The following is a 17,827-nucleotide window of genomic DNA, read 5'->3' as shown; positions in this document are numbered from 1 at the left end:
CGCGTCCCCCCGTCCCAAGCCGTTCCCAGAGCGGCATCACCGGCACGGTCGTCGTCGGGCACTGCGCCTCGTGCGCCCCGCGCCCGTCCCTGACGGTGTCCACCGCTTCGGTCCTCTCCCTCGGCTCACTCAGACAGTCGGTCGTCATCACGCCACCCCCATCAGGTCGTCGCCTGCGGTCTCTTCCGTGCCGTCCAGCCCCAGCAGCAGCCGCACGACCGGCAGCACGGCGTCCGCGCGCTCGCCGTCGAGGCCGGGCGCGAAGCCGGGTATGCCGGATCCGGTCGCCGTCGTGTTCCCCCGCCGCCCCGGCCCACGCCGGACGAGTTCGCCGAGTGTCCGGCGCACACCCGCCTCGTACGCCGAGAACGTGCGCCGCAGCAGGGGCAGCACGTCGGTGAACGCCTCGGCCGGCACGCCGGTCAGCCAGGCGTCGACCAGCCCGAGCAGCCGCTCGTCGTGCACCAGGAGCATCCCGCCGCCGGAGCCGCCGCCGACGAAGCCCTCGATCCACGCGGCCGCGTCCCCCGGCGGGGTTCCCGGCGACAGCACGAGCCCCATGAGCCGCGCCGCCTCGTCCTGCGCCAGCTCCCCGCTGTCCAGCAGCAGCCGCACCGCCCGCCCGCGGATCACCCCCGGCACGGTGTCCCGCCCGGACAGCACGCCGAGCACGGCGTGCCAGCGCCCCCTCAGGTCACCGTGGGCCGGTGCGGCGGCGTCGTGCAGCAGTCCTACCGCGCCGTGCACCGCGTCGAGATGGCCGCGCATCTCCTCGGCCGCGTCCGGGTCGAGTGCGGTGCTCGCCGGGGGCAGGCCGACGAAGATCCGTTCCGCGAGGCCCGCGGCGACCTCCGTCAGCGCCGCCGTGTCGGTGCCGCGTACGTCGCCGTAGCGCAGGGAGCGGACCAGGGCGGGCAGGGCCTGGGCGAGGTGACCGACGTCGGCGTCGAGAGCCGCCCGGTCGGCGAGGGTCCGCATCACCGTGGGGAGCGCGTCCGGCAGGCCGGCCAGCAGGCAGTGCTCCGCGAGGGCCGTGACGTCGGCGAGGCCCTGGGCGGCGACCGCGTCGGACTCCGCCCTGGCGGTCGCGGCACCGAGCACGGTCGTCCCCCACACCCCGGCCTCCGCGACCCGCACGGCCAGCTCCGGCTCCCATCGGAGCCGCCAGGTCTCCCGGAAGGTGCCCGTGCTGCCGCGCGAGGCGGCCGGCTCGCCCCACGCCACGCCGAGCAGCCGCAGCCGGTGCAGCAGCCTGCTGCGTCCGGCGTCGGTGTCCTTGCGCAGGTCGAGCTCCAGCTCGCGCTCCAGCGCCTCCGGCTTGAGCCGCAGTCCGCGCTGCGTCCGGTCGAGGTCCCGCTGCAACGGCACCGCGGGCGCGGAGGCCGGGACCTCGCCCAGCACGTCTCCCACGACCAGCCGGTCGTGCACCAGCGCCAGCGGCACGTCCGAGCCGTCGCACATCACCGCCCGCACGGCGTCGGTCGTCTCGCTCAGGCCCGGCAGCGGACGGCCGCGCATGACCGCGAGGGTCTCGGCCAGCCGCACCGCCTCGATGACGTGCGCCGAGGAGACGAGCCGGTCCTCCTGCCGCAGCAGCCCCGCCACCTTGGTCAGCCACCGCTCGACCGGGCGGTCCGGCGCGCCGAACAGGTGCCCGTACCAGCCCGGCGACTCGATGCCCGCGCCGTACCCGCTGCGCCGGGACAGCCTGCGGTACGTCCACGGCACCCAGGTCATGTCCGCCTTGACCTTGGGCAGTCCCTTGAGCAGGGCCCTGTCGGCGGCGACGGTGGTCCGGTGCCGCAACGCGGGCACGTGCCAGGCTCCGCACACCACGGCGACGCCGTCCCCGAACCGGCGTTGCGCGTCCCGCACCTGGAGCCGCATGAACGCCTCCCGCAGGAGGTCCCGGTGATGGCCCCCGCTCCCGTACGTCTCCCGCAGCGCCCCCATGGCCTCCTCCAGCGCGGCGAACGGGGCCAGAGCGTCCCCGTCGCCCGGCCCGCGGTGCTCGACGACGTCCTCCCACCAGCGCTCGGGATCGTCGTGACCGGCGGTCTCCGCGAGGACGGCCAGCGGATCGACCCGGACGTCGGCCCCGGCGTCCGACCCGGCCCCCTCCTCCCCGGTCTGCTCGCCCTCGGGCTCCCTCTGCCCCTCGGGATCCCTCTCCCCGTCCCTCACCCAGGCCAGCGTGTGGGTGGCCGGCAGGTCGATGAAGCGGGCCGGGACGTCGTGCTCCAGGGCCCAGCGGATCGCGACCCACTCCGGGGAGAACTCGGCCATCGGCCAGAACGCCGACCGGCCGGGCTCGTCCACCGCGTGGGCGAGCAGCGCGACCGGCGGTCGCATGTCCTCGTCGGCGGCCAGCGCGATCAGCGCGTCCGCCTCGGGCGGCCCCTCGATCAGCACCACCCGCGGCCGCGCCGCGGTCAGCGCCGCCCGCACGGCCCGCGCGGAACCCGGTCCGTGGTGCCGCACCCCGAGCAGCAGCGGTCCCTCCCCGGGCCACCCGCCCCCGGACTCCTCGGCGCCTGTCACCTCGTCCCCCTCCCGGACTTCCCGGACATCCCGGACCGCCCGGAGTCCCCGAGCCGCTCGCCGGACGCGCCGAGCGGGGCCGGATGCCCGCCCGGCGGCCCCCACCCGCCGCCGCTCACGCGCTCACCTCCCGGCAGGCCCGGTAGAAGTCCGTCCAGCCGTCGCGCTCGCGGACGACCGCCTCCAGGTACTCCTGCCACACGACCCGGTCGGACGCCGGGTCGCGGACGACGGCGCCGAGGATGCCCGCGGCGACGTCGCCGGCCCGCAGCACGCCGTCGCCGAAGTGCGCGGCCAGCGCGAGACCGCCGGTGACGACGGAGATCGCCTCCGCCGTCGACAGGGTGCCGCTGGGCGACTTCAGCTTGGTGCGGCCGTCGGACGTGACGCCGTCGCGCAGCTCGCGGAAGACGGTCACCACGCGGCGGATCTCGTCGATGCCGTCGGGCGCGGACGGCAGGTCGAGGGAGCGGCCGAGCTGGTCGACGCGCCGGGAGACGATGTCGACCTCGGCCTGGACACTCTCCGGCAGCGGCAGCACCACCGTGTTGAAGCGGCGGCGCAGGGCGCTGGAGAGGTCGTTGACCCCGCGGTCGCGGTCGTTGGCCGTCGCGATCAGGTTGAACCCGCGGACCGCCTGCACCTCCTGGCCCAGCTCCGGTATCGGCAGCGTCTTCTCCGACAGGATCGTGATGAGCGTGTCCTGGACGTCGGCCGGGATACGGGTCAGTTCCTCGACGCGGGCCGTCATGCCCTCGGCCATCGCCCGCATGACGGGGCTGGGGACCAGGGCGTCCCGGCTGGGGCCGTGGGCGAGCAGCTGCGCGTAGTTCCAGCCGTACCGGATGGCCTCCTCCGGGGTGCCGGCGGTGCCCTGCACGAGCAGGGTGGAGTCGCCGCTGACCGCGGCGGCCAGGTGCTCGGAGACCCAGGTCTTCGCGGTGCCGGGCACGCCGAGCAGGAGCAGGGCGCGGTCGGTGGCGAGGGTGGTGACGGCGACCTCGACGATGCGGCGCGGGCCGACGTACTTCGGCGTGATCACCGTGCCGTCGGGCAGGGTGCCGCCGAGGAGGTAGGTGGCGACGGCCCACGGCGACAGCTTCCAGCGGGCCGGGCGCGGGCGGTCGTCCTGCGCGGCGAGCGCGGTGAGTTCCTCGGCGAAGGCGTCCTCGGCGTGCGGCCGCAACGCCTCGGTCGGGTCCTGCTCGCGCAGGTGCGCGGACGTAGGTTCTGCAGACACAGCCATGGCTGAGTCCCCCTCCAGCTCGGCCGGTTCGGATCTGGTGTCCACCGTGCACCACGCCACTGACAATGCGATCCGACCTGCGCGAACGCGCTCGCGGAGCCGATTGTCAGTGGCGGGATCTACCTTCGATGACATGACTGAGCAGGGGGTGCGCTGGAGCGCGGACCAGGTGCTGTCACTGGCTCCTGACGCCGCGTCGCGCAAAGCGGGCAGCAGACTCGGGGCGGCCGGGCCGTGGTCCGAGGCGGGCAGTTGCGGCGAGGGGACGGTGTGGGGGCTGTGCAAGGGCAGTGGCGGCAAGCCGTATCAGACGGTCGTGGACATCGCGGACGCGTCCGGCCCGGCGTACAGGTGCAGTTGTCCGAGCCGGAAGTTCCCGTGCAAGCACGCGCTCGGGCTGCTGCTGCTCTGGGCGGGCGGGGACGGCGCGGTGCCGCCCGGACAGCCGCCGGAGTGGGCCGGGGAGTGGATAGAGGGGAGAAGGAAGCGCGCGGCGGAGAAACGGACGGCGGGCGCGGCCGGTTCCCCGTCCGGTTCCGGTGATCCGGAGGCGGCGCGGCGCAGGGCGGAGCGCCGGGCCGAGCGGATCACCGCGGGGGTGACGGAGCTGGAGCAGCGGCTGGCGGATCTGCTGCGCGGCGGCCTGGCGGGCGCGGAGCAGGCGGGGTACGGGCTGTGGGAGGAGACGGCGGCCCGCATGGTCGACGCCCAGGCCTCCGGACTGGCGGCGCGGGTGCGGGAACTGGGGGCGATCCCGTCGTCCGGGCCGGGCTGGCCGGTGCGTCTGCTGGAGGAGTGCGCTCTCCTGCATCTCCTCGACCAGGGCTGGCTGCGCCGGGAGCGGCTGCCCGACGGCCTGGCGGCGACGGTCCGTTCCCGGGTCGGCCTGCCCGCCTCGGCGGACGGCCCGCCGCTGCGGGACCGCTGGCTGGTCCTCGCCCAGTACGACACGGCGGACGCCCGGCTGACCACCCGCCGGACATGGCTGTACGGCGCCGAGTCGGGCCGTACGGCCCTGCTGCTCTCCTATGGCGCCGCCGGCCGCGCGCCGGAGCTCGCGCTGCCGGTGGGGCTGGTCCTGGACGCGGAGGTGTCGGCGTATCCGGGTGCCGGGCAGCCGCGTGCGGCCCTGGGCGAGCAGTTCGCCCCGCCCGCTCCCGCGGCGATACGCCCGCCGGGGGTGACCCCGGCCGAGGCCGCCGCCCGTTACGGCGAGGCCCTGCGGGACGACCCGTGGCTGGACGCCGTCCCGGTGACGCTGGACGGGGTCGTCCCGGCCCCGGACGGCGACTCCTGGCAGCTGGCGGACGCCGGCGGGGACACGGCGCTGCCGCTGACGTCCGCCGCGCGGTCCCGCCCGGGTCTGTGGCGGCTGGTCTCCCTGTCGGGCGGCGCTCCGGTCACGGTCTTCGGCGAGTGCGGCCACCGCGGCTTCACCCCGCTGACGGCCTGGCCGCAGGGACCAGGCGAGGCGGTCCCCCTGTGCTGACCCGACCTGCGCATTCGTCCGACAATCCACCTTCTCTCCCTCATTTCACGCATGTGTCCCGTTTCACTGGACACCCGGACCACGTGACCCTTCAGCCACTCCCGGGCACCACCCGAAGAGGCACGGAAAGGAACGCATGACCAGGACCACGGCTCATGTGGAGGCGCCCGCCCCGGGTGCCTGGGAGGAACTTGTCACGGCCGCCCTCCTCGGGACGGAGCGGCGCACCCCGCCGGGCTGCCCGCCCGGCCGGCAGGCCCCGCTCGCCCTGCTGGACGCGGCGGCGGTGGAGACCGTACGACGACGGGCCGGCCTGCGCCCCGGGCGGGCTGCCCGGCTGCCGGAACCGGCCGCCGAGGACACCCGCCCCCGGCTGCCCGCCGCGGCGGCCCGCAGACTGGCGATGCTGCTGGCCGACCGCCCTGGCGCGGGCGGCGGTGGCCGCCGGGGTACGGCACCGGACCTCATGGAGCTGTTGCCGCAGTGGCTGACGACGGCCAACGCCCGCGGTTTCGCCGCTCCCCCCGAGCTGCTGCCGGCGCTGCTGGACGCGGCCCGCGGGCGGACGGATCTGCGGCCGGCGGCGCTGGCCTTCGCGGGGCCGCGCGCGGTGTGGCTCGCCCGGCTGAACCCCGACTGGCGGTTCGCGCTGCGCGCGACACCGGGCGGGGGCGCGACGCTGCCGCACCCCGAGGACACCGAGAAGATCCGACGGCTGTGGCAGGAGGGGCTGTTCGCCGAGCGGGTGGCCCTGCTCTCGGCGATCCGTGCCCGGGAGCCGGGGGCCGCGCGCGAACTGCTCGCGACGACCTGGGCGACGGAACGGGCCGAGGACCGGCTGATGTTCCTCGACTCCCTGAGGTCGGGCCTGGCGGCGGACGACGAGCCGTTTTTGGAGCAGGCGCTGACCGACCGCAGCCGCAACGTACGGGCGACGGCGGCGGAGCTGCTGTCGGCGCTGCCCGGCTCGGCGCTGGCCGCGCGGATGGCGGTGCGGGCCGGGGCCTGTGTGGCCGTCGACCACACCGGGGACACCCCGACCCTTCTCGTCGAGGCGCCGCACGAGTGCGACCCGGGCATGGAGGCCGACGGGGTGGTGCCCAAGGCGCCCGCGGGGCGGGGTGAACGGTCGTGGTGGTTCGGCCAGTTGGTGGAGTCCGCCCCGCTCGGCACCTGGCCGGGGCGGCTCGGCGGCCGTACTCCGCGGGAGATCGTGGCGCTGCCCGTGGCCGACGACTGGCAGGGCGAACTGCACGCGGCCTGGTGCCGGGCGGCGGTGCGGCAGCGGGACGCGCAGTGGGCGCGAGCCCTGCTCGGGGCGCCCGCGGCACCCGAGGCCGGTGGCCCCGGGGCGGTGTCCCTGGCCGAGCGGGCCAAGCTGCTGGGCACGCTCGACGCCGCCGAACGGGCCGGCTGGGTGGCCGGGTTCATCGCGGCCCACGGTCTGTCCGAGGCGTTCCAGCTGCTCGGAGTGTGCGCGGTGCCGTGGGCCGCGCCGCTCGGACGGGCGGTGGTCGACGCCCTCAACATCGCACGCGACGCGGGGAGTTACCCATGGAGTTTCAGCGGAGTGATGGGCCTGGCGGAACGCTGCCTCGACCCCTCGGAGGCGAGCCGCCTCGACGGACTGCTGGCGGTCCCGGACGAACCGGAGGACGCGAGTCCCGGAGCCGGGGGCTATTGGGCGGAGGCGTTCCAGCGCCTGATGACGACCTTGCGGCTGCGGGCGGCGATGCAGGAGGAACTGGGGGCGGCGGGGCCGCACAGCCCGCCGGGCGCTTGAGCACGAGGCGAGCACCAGGCCCGTTCAGGCCGACCGGCGGCCGTGACGGCGGACCGGCGCCGGCGCCCCTGGGCGAGGGTCCCGCAGACCGGCAGGCACCACACGGGGGCCGGTCCGCACCGCACGACGCCCCGTCCACATCGCACGACGCCCGACCCGCACCACACGACGGCCGACCGACCCGACCGACCCCGCACGACGGCCGACCGTCACACCGCGACGGCCTACGCCCCGGCGGGCTCCTGCACATGGGCCCGTACCCAGTCCACGATCGACGCCGTCGTCGCCCCCGGCGTGAAGATCTCCGCGACGCCCTTCTCCTTCAGCGGGGCGATGTCCGCCTCGGGGATGATCCCGCCGCCGAAGACCAGGATGTCCTCCGCCTCCCGCTCCCTGAGCAGGTCGATGACGGCCGCGAAGAGCGTGTTGTGCGCCCCGGACAGGATGGACAGCCCGATCGCGTCGGCGTCCTCCTGGATCGCGGTGTCGACGATCTGCTCGGGCGTCTGGTGGAGCCCGGTGTAGATGACCTCCATACCGGCGTCGCGCAACGCCCGCGCGATCACCTTGGCCCCGCGATCGTGGCCGTCGAGCCCCGGCTTGGCCACCACCACGCGGATCGGACCGGCTGCCACACCCATCACTGCCTCCATGAAGCGACTGCATCCATCCGTACCGACAAGTACCGCACCGGCCGGGAAAGTGAACGAACGTTATCGCCAGCATCCCGCACCCCGCAGTTTCGCGGTGGATACCGAGGGGGAAATCACACGGTGGGACACGTTCGGGAGCCGCAACGAGGTCGTCCCACCGCCGCGCCGCAGGCCGCGCGCCGCGGCGGTGGGACGGATCGACGGGGGCACGCAGGGCACGCAGGGCAGGTAAGGCACGACAGCGGGGAGCCCCGTCGCCACGCCGGCAGGGGATCTCACCACGTCATCGGCGCACCACGGGCGACACCGGCAACGCAGGCAGCCCCCGTCACGCACGCCGCAGGCCGCACTCACCCCACGTACCCCGCTCACGCCCCGTCGAGGATCTCCGCCACGCCTCCCCATGAGGGCACACGGGGGACAGAGCCGTCCCTCCGCGCGCCGACAGGAGGTCGGCCATGAAGGTCACCAGGGCAGCACTGCCCTTTCTTCCGCTCTGCCAGCGCCTGCTCCCGGGCAGACTGGCGGATCTCTCCCTGACGCTCCTGAAGGCGACCGCCCTGGAGTTCGCGATCCTCGCCGGCCATCTCCTCCTCTACCCCTCCGGCATCACGCAGGAGCGCCGCGCCCCCCTGCCCGCGATCCCCGCACCGGAGGACAGGGCGGCCCAGCTGCCCCGGGAGGCCAAGCCCCCGGTCGTCCTGCTGCACGGGTTCATCGACAACCGCTCGGTCTTCGTCCTGCTGCGCCGCAGCCTCGTCCAGCACGGCAGGCAGCAGATCGAGTCGCTCAACTACTCGCCGCTGACCTGTGACATCCGCACCGCGGCGGCGCTGCTCGGCCGGCACATAGAGGAGATCTGCGAGCGCACGGGCAGCCGGCAGGTCGACGTCGTCGGGCACAGCCTCGGCGGGCTGATCGCGCGGTACTACGTACAGCGCCTCGGCGGTGACACCCGCGTCCGGACGCTCGTGACGCTCGGCACCCCGCACTCCGGCACCCGGGTGGCGCCGCTGGCCAACGCGCATCCGATCGTGCGCCAGATGCGCCCCGGCTCGGAGCTGATCGAGGAGCTGACCCGGCCCGCACCCGGCTGCCGGACGCACTTCGTCAGCTTCTGGAGCGACCTGGATCACCTGATGGACCCGCTGGAGGCCGCCTGCGTCGACCACCCCGACCTGGCGGCGGAGAACATCCAGGTGAGCGGGATCGGGCATCTCGCCCTGCCGCTGCACCCCGCGGTCGCGGCCGGGATACGGCGCGTCCTCGACACGGCACGCCCGGGCGAGGAGACCGCCGCGCGCACCGGCGGACTGACGGTGGCGTAGACCGGCGCACGACACACACCGCTCATCGCGGCGTAACGGCCCGCATGACGGGTACCCGGGACAACCAGCACATCCTGTGCCGTACCACCCGTGACGACCGCCCCGCAGAGCGGGGAAACAGCCGCCCGACAGCACACCGACATCGAACGCTCTTCGAACACAGGGCCAAACTCTCGCCCGCGGTCCCCCGAAACACGGCCGAATGCCCGTTTCCTGCGCGCGCGAAACCCAGAGGAAGATTGTCGCGCCCGCGTACCGCCGGGTACAGTCGCCGCACTGCTCTGGCAGCCCCTGTTGTCGAGGCGAAAGAGAAGTTGGTGAACGACCGTCACCCGTCGGGGACCATGACCACCCCGGCTCCGGCTTCCGACGCCGCCTCGGCGCACTGCACGCCGTACGGCACCCAGGAAGCCCCGTACGACGACTTCACCACGTACGCCGGCTACGACGCCACCGGTTTTGTCCCGGCTCCGGGCACCGGATTCGACACCGGCGCGCAGGCCACGACCTTCGAGTCCGACCCCCTGTTCGGCTGCCTGCCCGACGGCACGGGCTCGTACGACACGTCGGTCTGGTCCACGGGCGGCCACCAGACCGTGCACCACGACCCGTACGCGGCCCAGCACCACACCGCCTACGACAGCGGCGCGTACGACTCCACCGCCTGGACCGCCGAGCACCAGCACCTCTCCGCGATCCCGCCGCAGGCGACGAGCCCCGACACCAGCGGCCAGTGGGACGCGAACACCTGGCTCCAGCCCGACCAGTGCGGCACCCCGGCCGACCCCACGCAGCAGTGGGAATGGGGCACCCAGGCCTTCGACACCGGGGCGTACGACGCCACGCAGTGGAACTCCGACGGCCACGCCGCGACGGGCGCCGAGGAGTACGGGCAGCGGGGCGAGCACGCCGACCAGCAGGCGACGGCGGCTTTCGAGCAGATCGGTTACGACGACCACGCCCCGGGCGACGACGAGTCTGCCGCCACCGGTGAGCTGCCGGCCGTGCCGGACGGATCCACCGCCTCCGGGTCGCCTCTCCTCGACGACCAGGAAGAGGTCGTCCCGGCTCCGGTCCCGTCGTCCCGCGCCGCCGCTCGCGGCGCGTCCCGCTCGCGGCGCCGGCTGCCCGCCAAGCGGTCCGCGCTGCTGACGGTGGCCGTGCCCTCGGCCTGCGTGATGGGCGTCGCGGGGATCGCCGCCGCCTCCGTCACCACCCTGACCAGCGAGGACAAGGACGTCTCGACGACCGCGGCGGACGCGGCCCCCGTCCAGCCGGCCGCCGCGAACAACAAGCTCGACACCCAGTTGCAGAGCCTGTCCGCCGAGGCGGACGACTTCAGCGACCGGGTCAGCCGGACGCAGGAACGTATCGACCTCAAGGCGCAGCAGGAGGCCGAGAAGAAGAAGGCCGCCGCGGAGGCCGCCCGCAAGGAGCGGCTGCGCCCCAAGTACGCGCTGCCGGTGGCCCAGCACGGGCTCAGCGCCTACTACGGCCAGTCCGGCATCAACTGGATGTCCATCCACACCGGCATCGACTTCCCGGTGTCCTACGGCACGACCGTGATGGCCGCGACCGACGGCACCGTGCGGACGCAGTGGAACAGCGCGTACGGCAACATGATGATCGTGACCGACAAGGACGGCACGGAGACGTGGTACTGCCACCTCTCCAGCTACCGGGTCGCCTCCGGTACGACCGTGAAGGCCGGCGACCCGATCGCGTACTCCGGAAACTCGGGCAACTCGACCGGCCCGCACCTGCACTTCGAGGTACGGCCGGCCGGTGGCTCGGCGATCGACCCGCTGTCGTGGCTGCGCAGCCACGCGGTCGACCCGACGTAAGCGACCGCCTGCGCACAGGAGCCCTGGTGAGCCCCGGCCGTTCGGCCGGGGCTCACCGCGCGCGGGCTACAGCTTCTCCACCGGCGCGTACCGCAGCAGCAGGCGCTTCGGCTTCTCGTCCCCGAAGTCGATCGTCGCCTCGGCGTTGGCGCCCGTGCCCTTCACGGCGACGACCGTGCCGAGCCCGAACTGGTCGTGCGTGACCCGGTCCCCCACCGCCAGCGACACCGTCGGCTTCTCCGCGGTCCGACGGGTGGCGAAACCGGACGCGCCCGACGCCGACGAGCGGGAGCGGGACGACGACAGCGAGGCCGCCACCCCGGACACCGGGCCGGAGGACACCGGCGCCATGGCACCCGTCCGCTTCCAGTCCACGTGCTGCGCCGGGATCTCCTCCAGGAAGCGGGACGGCGGGTTGTACGACGGCTGCCCCCACGCGCTGCGCATGGACGACCGCGTCAGGTACAGCCGCTCCCGCGCGCGCGTGATGCCGACGTACGCCAGCCGCCGCTCCTCCTCCAGTTCCTTGGACTGGCCGAGGGCGCGCATGTGCGGGAAGACGCCGTCCTCCATTCCGGTCAGGAAGACGACCGGGAACTCCAGGCCCTTGGCGGTGTGCAGGGTCATCAGGGTGATGACACCGGAGCCGTCCTCGTCCTCGTCGGGGATCTGGTCGGAGTCGGCGACCAGCGCGACCCGTTCCAGGAAGGCGGAGAGCGAGCCGGATTCCTCGCCCTCCCCCGACTCCTGCTCGAACTCCAGCGCCACGGCGGCGAGTTCCTGGAGGTTCTCGATCCGCGTCTCGTCCTGCGGGTCGGTGGAGGCCTGCAACTCCGCGAGGTAGCCGGTGCGTTCGAGGACCGCCTCCAGGACCGTCGCCGGGCCCGCGCCGGACTCGACGATCGTACGGAGGTCCTCCATCAGCGTGTTGAACCGCTTGACGGCGTTGGTGGAACGCGCGGCCATGCCGTACGCCTCGTCGACCCGCTTCAGCGCCTGCGGAAAGCTGATCTTCTCCCGCTGGGACAGGGCGTCGATCATCGCCTCGGCGCGGTCGCCGATGCCCCGCTTGGGGACGTTGAGGATCCGGCGCAGCGGCACCGAGTCCTCCGGGTTGGCCAGCACCCGCAGGTAGGCCAGGACGTCCCGGACCTCCTTGCGCTCGTAGAAGCGGACACCGCCGACGACCTTGTAGGGCAGGCCGACCCGGATGAAGATCTCTTCGAAGACCCGGGACTGGGCGTTCGTCCGGTAGAAGACGGCGACGTCGCCGGCCTTCGCGTCGCCCGCGTCCGTGAGGCGGTCTATCTCCTCGGCGACGAACTGCGCCTCGTCGTGCTCGGTGTCGGCGACATAGCCGGTGATCCGCGCGCCCGCGCCCGCGTTGGTCCATAGGTTCTTGGGGCGGCGCGACTCGTTGCGCTCGATGACCGCGTTGGCGGCGGTGAGGATCGTCTGCGTGGAGCGGTAGTTCTGCTCCAGCAGGATCGTCGTCGCGTCCGGGTAGTCCTCCTCGAACTGGAGGATGTTGCGGATGGTCGCGCCGCGGAAGGCGTAGATCGACTGGTCGGCGTCGCCCACGACGCACAGTTCGGCGGGCGGCACGTCGTAGTCGTTCGGCGGCACGTCGACCGGGTGCTCGCAGGTGCCGACCAGCTCCCGGACCAGGGAGTACTGGGCGTGGTTGGTGTCCTGGTACTCGTCCACGAGGACGTGCCGGAAGCGGCGGCGGTAGTGCTCGGCCACGTCCGGGAAGGCGCGGAGCAGGTTGACCGTCGTCATGATCAGGTCGTCGAAGTCGAGGGCGTTCGCCTCGCGCAGCCGCGACTGGTACATCGCGTAGGCCTGGGCGAGGGTCTTCTCGAAGCCGTCGGCGGCCTGGGCGGCGAAGTCCTCCTCGTCGATCAGCTCGTTCTTGAGGTTCGAGACCTTGGCGCTGAAGGCCTTCGGCGGGAAGTGCTTGGGGTCGAGCTCCAGGTCGCGGCAGACCAGGGCCATCAGTCGCTTGGAGTCGGCGGCGTCGTAGATCGAGAAGGAGGAGGTGAAGCCGAGCTTCTTGCTCTCCCGGCGCAGGATGCGCACGCACGCGCTGTGGAACGTTATCACCCACATCGCGTTCGCGCGCGGGCCGACGAGCTGCTCGACGCGCTCCTTCATCTCGCCCGCGGCCTTGTTGGTGAAGGTGATCGCGAGGATCTGGCCCGGATGCACGTTCCGCTCGCCGAGCAGGTACGCGATGCGGTGGGTGAGCACCCGGGTCTTGCCGGAGCCGGCGCCGGCCACGATGAGCAGCGGGGTGCCGTGGTGCACGACGGCGGCCCGCTGGTTCTCGTTCAGCCCCTCCAGGAGCGCGGCCGGGTCCACCACCGGGCGCGGGGCGCCGTCGCGGTAGTGGGTGTCCCGGTCCGGCGGCACGTCGAACCTCCCGCCGAACAGATCGTCCGGAACGGGCTCCGGCACGTGCTCGTCCTCGGGCGGCGGCGGGGGTTCCTCCTCGTGGCCCCGCGGGGCCTGGAGGTTCGCCAGGAAGCTGTCATCAAAGAGGCTGCTCATCGCTCTCCGAGTCTAGAGCTCCCCACTGACACCCCGGCGCCGCCTTGAGAACTCCGGCGAAGCATTCACGATCCACCACGGCACGCGACGGCGGGTCGACGGTCACGTCCACAGCACCGCGATGAAGATGTTCGCCGTGGTCAGCAGGCCCACCAGGCCGAACAGGCCCTTGTCCGCCTTCTCGTCGTCCCGCTTCACGTAGACGAGCCCCAGGATCACGATCAGCAGGGCCAGCTTCACGCCGATCTTGATGTTGTCGACGTGCTGGTCGTCGGCCTGGTTGAGGCCGACCAGGACCGCGCCGGTGACCAGCATCGTCAGGGCGCCGTGCAGCATCGCCGGCACGAAGCGGGCGGTGCCCCGGCCCATCGCCTTCAGCTGCGTCAGGAAGCCGCCGAGCAGCGCGGCGATGCCGATGATGTGCAGGGCGACGAAGAGATGGATGAGTACGTCCATGAGGCCGGAGCCTAATCAGGGGCGTCCGCGCCGGTGGACACCGGCCCGTCCCGCTCAGCCGGATCTCGCATGAATGCGGCCCATAGCACTCCGCCACCCACCCGGGCCGCTGATTCCTCCGCATCGGTCATCGCTCTGCGTGAAACAGTCGCCACCTCTCCCGGATCCCGGTCCCTTACGGTCACCCGGCGGTCCGCTCGCGGCACTTCCGTACAACCCGTTACCCAGCCGTCACGGTCGGGTTTAGCGTCCTCCACCAGGTGACCGGCTCCCCACCGCCGCCCGGGCCAGGGGCGGCAGCCGGCCACCACCGCCGAGAAGGTCCGGCGGCGGTCCGCTCCCCCTGTGCGGGCCGTCGCCGGACGCGTCATCCGCCTCGGGCGGACCGTACGTCCGCTCCGCTTGGCGTTCGTACGGACAGGGCGGCCGTACGAAAGGACGTGCACTCCAGTTGGCAGCGCACCGCAAGCCCCGGCACCGTTCGGTCAGCGGCACCACGGCCCGTACGGCGGCGACGATCGCCCTGGCGGGCGCGGCGACGGCGACGGGTCTGGACGGGACCGGACACGCCGAACCCCGGCCCACGCCGGCGCAGGTCAAGGCGAAGGTGGACAAGCTGTACCAGGAGGCGGAGGCCGCCACCGAGAAGTACAACGGCGCCCAGGAGAAGGCGGACGCCGCCGAGCAGCGGCTGTCGGCCCTGCGGGACGAGGCGGCGCGCCGGACGGAGCAGCTCAACTCGGCGCGGGACGCGCTGGGTTCGACGGCCGCCGCGCAGTACCGCGACGGCGGCCTGGATCCCGCGCTGCACCTGGCACTGTCCTCCGACCCCGACCGGTATCTGGAGGGGGCCGAGTTCGTCGAGCGCGCGGGCAGCCGGCAGGCCTCCTCCGTCGCCCGGGTCCGTCGGCAACTGCGCGAGATCGAGCGGCTGCGGGGGGCCGCGCACGTCGAGCTGACCTCGCTGACGTCCCGCCGGTCGGAGCTGAGACGGCACCGGACGACGATCAACGACACACTGGACACGGCCCGGCAGCTGCTGTCCCGGCTCTCCGCCCAGGAGCGTGCCCGGTTCGGGGGAGGCGGCGGCGACCCGGTCCGCGCCTCCCGCTCCGCCGCCGGCGCGCGGGAGGGCATGACGGCTCCCGGGCCGGCCACCGCGCAGGCGCCCCATCCCCGGGCGGCGGCGGCCGTCTCGTACGCCTACGCCAAGCTCGGCAGCCCCTACGTGTGGGGCGCGACCGGTCCGGACGCCTTCGACTGCTCAGGTCTGATGCAGGCCGCGTACCGCTCCGCGGGCATCTCCCTGCCCCGCACGACGTACGCCCAGATCGGCGCCGGCCGGCGCGTGGCCCGCTCCGAACTGCTCCCGGGCGACCTGGTCTTCTTCTACTCCGGCGTCAGTCACGTCGGCCTCTACGTCGGCGACGGACAGATGGTCCACGCCCCGAACCCCTCGGCGCCGGTCCGCGTGGCCCCGATCAGCGAGATGCCGTTCGCGGGGGCGACGCGGGTGGCGTGACGGCCGCGGGCCCCCGGGACCTCGGCCTCTCGGGACCTCGGTCCCGCGGGACCCCTAGACCAGCCGCCGCGCCGTCGCCCACCGGGTCAGCTCGTGCCGGTTGGAGAGCTGGAGCTTCCTGAGGACCGCCGAGACATGGGACTCCACGGTCTTCACCGAGATGAAGAGCTGTTTGGCGATCTCCTTGTAGGCGTAGCCGCGGGCGATCAGGCGCAGGACCTCGCGTTCGCGCTGGGTGAGGCGGTCGAGGTCCTCGTCGACGGGAGGCGCGTCCGTGGACGCGAAGGCGTCCAGCACGAAACCGGCGAGCCTCGGGGAGAAGACGGCGTCGCCCTCCTGCACGCGGAAAATGGAGCGGACCAGGTCGGTGCCGGTGATCGTCTTGGTGACGTAGCCCCGCGCACCGCCCCGGATCACCCCGATCACGTCCTCCGCCGCGTCCGAGACGGACAGCGCGAGGAAGCGGACGGGCCGCTCAGCGTCGGCCATCAACGGGGCGCAGCGGCGCAGCACTTCGACGCCGCCGCCGCCCGGGAGGTGGACGTCGAGAAGGACCACCTCGGGCCGGGTCGCGGTGATGACGGTGACCGCCTGGTCCACGTCCGCGGCCTCGCCCACCACCTCGACGCCGGTCTGCTCGGTCTGGCCGATCTCGGCCTGGACACCCGTACGGAACATGCGGTGGTCGTCGACGAGGACCACGCGCGCGTGCCGCCCCTCCACGCCGCCGCCGGAACTCTTCGCGGACTCGGCCGCCTCCGCCGCTCCCGCCGTGCTGTTTCCCTCGGTCGGGTCGCTCATGACGTCTTCTCCGCCCTCTCCATCTCCAGCTCGACCTCCGTGCCGCCGTCCGGCACCGAGCGCAGTCGCGCCGTGCCGCCGTTGCGTTCCATACGGCCGATGATCGATTCTCTGACGCCCATGCGGTCGGCGGGTATCGAGTCGAGGTCGAAGCCGGGGCCGCGGTCCCGGACGGACACGAAGACCGTCTTTCCCTCGACTTCGGCGAAGACCTGGACGGCGCCGCCCTCGCCACCGTACTTGGCGGCGTTCACCATCGCCTCGCGCGCGGCCTGCATCTGTGCGCTGACTCTCTCGTCGAGGGGGCAGTCGCCGACCACGACGACCTCGATGGGGACACCGTGCTTGTCCTCGACCTCCGCCGCGTTGCGCCGGACCGCGTCGGCGAGGGTGGTGGGCTCGTCGGCCTCGTCCTTGCCGGTGCCCTCGGGCTTGTACAGCCAGGTGCGCAGGTCGCGCTCCTGGGCGCGGGCGAGGCGGCGCACCTCCGCCGGGCTCTCCGCGTTGCGCTGGATCAGGGTCAGGGTGTGCAGCACCGAGTCGTGGACGTGGGCGGCGACCTCGGCGCGCTCCTGGGCGCGGATGCGCATCAGCCGCTCCTCGGAGAGGTCCTGCGTCATGCGCACCAGGTAGGGGCCGGCGAGGAGCGTGATGCCGACGAGGACCGCGAGGGCCGCCTGGAGGACCGAGCCGAGGTGGGCGGCGGAGCCCTGCAGGACGAAGGTGCCGGAGACGCCCGCGGTGACGAGCAGGACACCGGCGCCCGCGCGCAGCAGGCTGAGCGTGCGCCGGCGCCGTCCGGCCTCGACCCAGCGGGCCCGGCGGGCGTTGTCCGCCTGGCGCCAGACCAGGGCGACGCCCGCACCGACCAGGACGATCGGCCAGAGGTAGGCCTTCGCGCCGTTGCCGAGGTTCACATTGCCCACGAAGACCATGGCCACGACGACCATCAGGAGCAGGGCCACGATCTGGCCCTTGTCCGGTCTGCGGGTGACGAGCCTGCGGCGGCCGTCCGGCGAGGTCTCCGTGGTGACGAGGGACGGCGGCTTCTGGCCGCCGACACCGCCGACGCCGAGGGGGACGAAGAACCAGAACGCGGCGTACAGCAGGGCGCCGAGGCCGTCCGCCATGAACAGGCCGACGAAGACCAGCCGCACCCAGATCACCGGCAGCCCGAGATGCCCGGCGAGCCCCCGCGCCACGCCCCCCAGCCAGCGTCCGTCACTGCTGCGGTAGAGCTTGCGCGGCGGCCGCGGGTCGACGAGTGGAGCTGCTGCGGCTTCCGGCATGCCAATGATGGTCACACGGCGTGGGGTCGGGGGCATCAGGGTTGTCCCCCGAGACGCCCCTGATCTTCGCCTGACCCGGTCGTCGAACGCTTCCCCGGCGCCGGCTCAGGGGCGATATCAGGGTTCGGCCAGGGTCGTACCGACTGCCACCACGGCCGTTCGCCCGTCACCATGGACCCATGACAGAGCACCAGCACGCCGCGGACTCCGTGCCCGACGAGGGCACCTCGTCCGACGCGCGCGCCGCGGCCGCCGCGGAAGCGGAACCGCGCGCGCACGAGCGGGCGGTCCTGACGTGCTCGGGCAGCGCGCTGAAGCGGAG

Annotated in this window: 12 protein-coding genes; 5 read left to right on the top strand and 7 right to left on the bottom strand. The window is 73.4% G+C overall.

Annotated elements, in window-relative coordinates; all coding sequences use genetic code 11:
* Window positions 1–147: 147 nt before the first annotated feature.
* Window positions 148–2,541, bottom strand: a complete 2,394-nt coding sequence (locus ACWD0J_RS05330; protein WP_451494409.1) for a DUF5682 family protein — start codon at window positions 2,539–2,541, stop codon at window positions 148–150.
* A gap of 115 nt (window positions 2,542–2,656) precedes the next feature.
* Complete coding sequence (locus ACWD0J_RS05325; RefSeq protein ID WP_451494408.1) at window positions 2,657–3,787, bottom strand: ATP-binding protein; 1,131 nt, start codon at window positions 3,785–3,787, stop codon at window positions 2,657–2,659.
* A 133-nt stretch (window positions 3,788–3,920) separates the two neighbouring features.
* Here ACWD0J_RS05325 and ACWD0J_RS05320 point away from each other — a divergent pair, with 133 nt between their 5' ends.
* Window positions 3,921–5,276, top strand: coding sequence for an SWIM zinc finger family protein (locus ACWD0J_RS05320; RefSeq protein ID WP_451494407.1), 1,356 nt, complete (start codon window positions 3,921–3,923; stop codon window positions 5,274–5,276).
* Window positions 5,277–5,412: 136 nt separating this feature from the next.
* A complete protein-coding gene (locus ACWD0J_RS05315) occupies window positions 5,413–7,059 on the top strand; it encodes a DUF5691 domain-containing protein (protein WP_451494406.1) in 1,647 nt (548 codons plus the stop codon).
* 224 nt (window positions 7,060–7,283) lie between these two features.
* Here the strand turns inward: ACWD0J_RS05315 and ACWD0J_RS05310 are convergent, their stop codons facing one another.
* On the bottom strand, window positions 7,284–7,700 hold the full coding sequence (locus ACWD0J_RS05310; RefSeq protein ID WP_451494405.1) for a cobalamin B12-binding domain-containing protein: 417 nt from the start codon (window positions 7,698–7,700) through the stop codon (window positions 7,284–7,286).
* Between the two features lie 470 nt (window positions 7,701–8,170).
* Between ACWD0J_RS05310 and ACWD0J_RS05305 the strand changes: the two genes are divergently transcribed.
* Complete coding sequence (locus ACWD0J_RS05305; RefSeq protein WP_451494404.1) at window positions 8,171–9,040, top strand: esterase/lipase family protein; 870 nt, start codon at window positions 8,171–8,173, stop codon at window positions 9,038–9,040.
* 344 nt (window positions 9,041–9,384) lie between these two features.
* Window positions 9,385–10,884 (top strand): M23 family metallopeptidase, encoded by a 1,500-nt coding sequence (locus ACWD0J_RS05300; protein ID WP_451494526.1) that lies wholly within the window; start codon window positions 9,385–9,387, stop codon window positions 10,882–10,884.
* A 66-nt stretch (window positions 10,885–10,950) separates the two neighbouring features.
* On the opposite strand, the gene pcrA is transcribed toward ACWD0J_RS05300, so the two are convergent.
* Window positions 10,951–13,437 (bottom strand): DNA helicase PcrA, encoded by a 2,487-nt coding sequence (pcrA, locus tag ACWD0J_RS05295; protein WP_451494403.1) that lies wholly within the window; start codon window positions 13,435–13,437, stop codon window positions 10,951–10,953.
* A 102-nt stretch (window positions 13,438–13,539) separates the two neighbouring features.
* Window positions 13,540–13,893, bottom strand: coding sequence for a hypothetical protein (locus tag ACWD0J_RS05290; protein ID WP_451494402.1), 354 nt, complete (start codon window positions 13,891–13,893; stop codon window positions 13,540–13,542).
* A 451-nt stretch (window positions 13,894–14,344) separates the two neighbouring features.
* Here ACWD0J_RS05290 and ACWD0J_RS05285 point away from each other — a divergent pair, with 451 nt between their 5' ends.
* Window positions 14,345–15,415: an NlpC/P60 family protein gene (locus ACWD0J_RS05285; RefSeq protein ID WP_451494401.1), complete on the top strand. Its 1,071-nt coding sequence runs from the start codon at window positions 14,345–14,347 to the stop codon at window positions 15,413–15,415.
* 54 nt (window positions 15,416–15,469) lie between these two features.
* Here ACWD0J_RS05285 and ACWD0J_RS05280 read toward each other — a convergent pair whose 3' ends face one another.
* Both ACWD0J_RS05280 and ACWD0J_RS05275 read right to left on the bottom strand, forming a co-directional pair.
* Window positions 15,470–16,216: a LuxR C-terminal-related transcriptional regulator gene (locus tag ACWD0J_RS05280; RefSeq protein ID WP_451494400.1), complete on the bottom strand. Its 747-nt coding sequence runs from the start codon at window positions 16,214–16,216 to the stop codon at window positions 15,470–15,472.
* On the bottom strand, window positions 16,213–17,505 hold the full coding sequence (locus tag ACWD0J_RS05275) for an ATP-binding protein (protein ID WP_451494399.1): 1,293 nt from the start codon (window positions 17,503–17,505) through the stop codon (window positions 16,213–16,215). Before ACWD0J_RS05275 ends, ACWD0J_RS05280 begins: the two co-directional genes overlap by 4 nt.
* Between the last annotated feature and the right edge of the window lie 322 nt (window positions 17,506–17,827).

The organism is Streptomyces sp. NPDC003011, from assembly GCF_053591515.1.
The sequence above is the reverse complement of the archived record's forward strand: the minus strand, read 5'-3'. Positions and strand labels throughout refer to the sequence as shown.

Excerpts from the sequence above, each read along its gene's own strand:
- ACWD0J_RS05320 (WP_451494407.1), top strand. The coding sequence starts at position 3,921 with ATGACTGAGCAGGGGGTGCGCTGGAGCGCGGACCAGGTGCTGTCACTG.
- ACWD0J_RS05305 (WP_451494404.1), top strand. The coding sequence starts at position 8,171 with ATGAAGGTCACCAGGGCAGCACTGCCCTTTCTTCCGCTCTGCCAGCGC.
- ACWD0J_RS05325 (WP_451494408.1), bottom strand. The coding sequence starts at position 3,787 with ATGGCTGTGTCTGCAGAACCTACGTCCGCGCACCTGCGCGAGCAGGAC.
- ACWD0J_RS05300 (WP_451494526.1), top strand. The coding sequence starts at position 9,385 with ATGACCACCCCGGCTCCGGCTTCCGACGCCGCCTCGGCGCACTGCACG.
- ACWD0J_RS05315 (WP_451494406.1), top strand. The coding sequence starts at position 5,413 with ATGACCAGGACCACGGCTCATGTGGAGGCGCCCGCCCCGGGTGCCTGG.
- ACWD0J_RS05280 (WP_451494400.1), bottom strand. The coding sequence starts at position 16,216 with ATGAGCGACCCGACCGAGGGAAACAGCACGGCGGGAGCGGCGGAGGCG.
- ACWD0J_RS05310 (WP_451494405.1), bottom strand. The coding sequence starts at position 7,700 with ATGGGTGTGGCAGCCGGTCCGATCCGCGTGGTGGTGGCCAAGCCGGGG.
- pcrA (WP_451494403.1), bottom strand. The coding sequence starts at position 13,437 with ATGAGCAGCCTCTTTGATGACAGCTTCCTGGCGAACCTCCAGGCCCCG.
- ACWD0J_RS05290 (WP_451494402.1), bottom strand. The coding sequence starts at position 13,893 with ATGGACGTACTCATCCATCTCTTCGTCGCCCTGCACATCATCGGCATC.
- ACWD0J_RS05275 (WP_451494399.1), bottom strand. The coding sequence starts at position 17,505 with ATGCCGGAAGCCGCAGCAGCTCCACTCGTCGACCCGCGGCCGCCGCGC.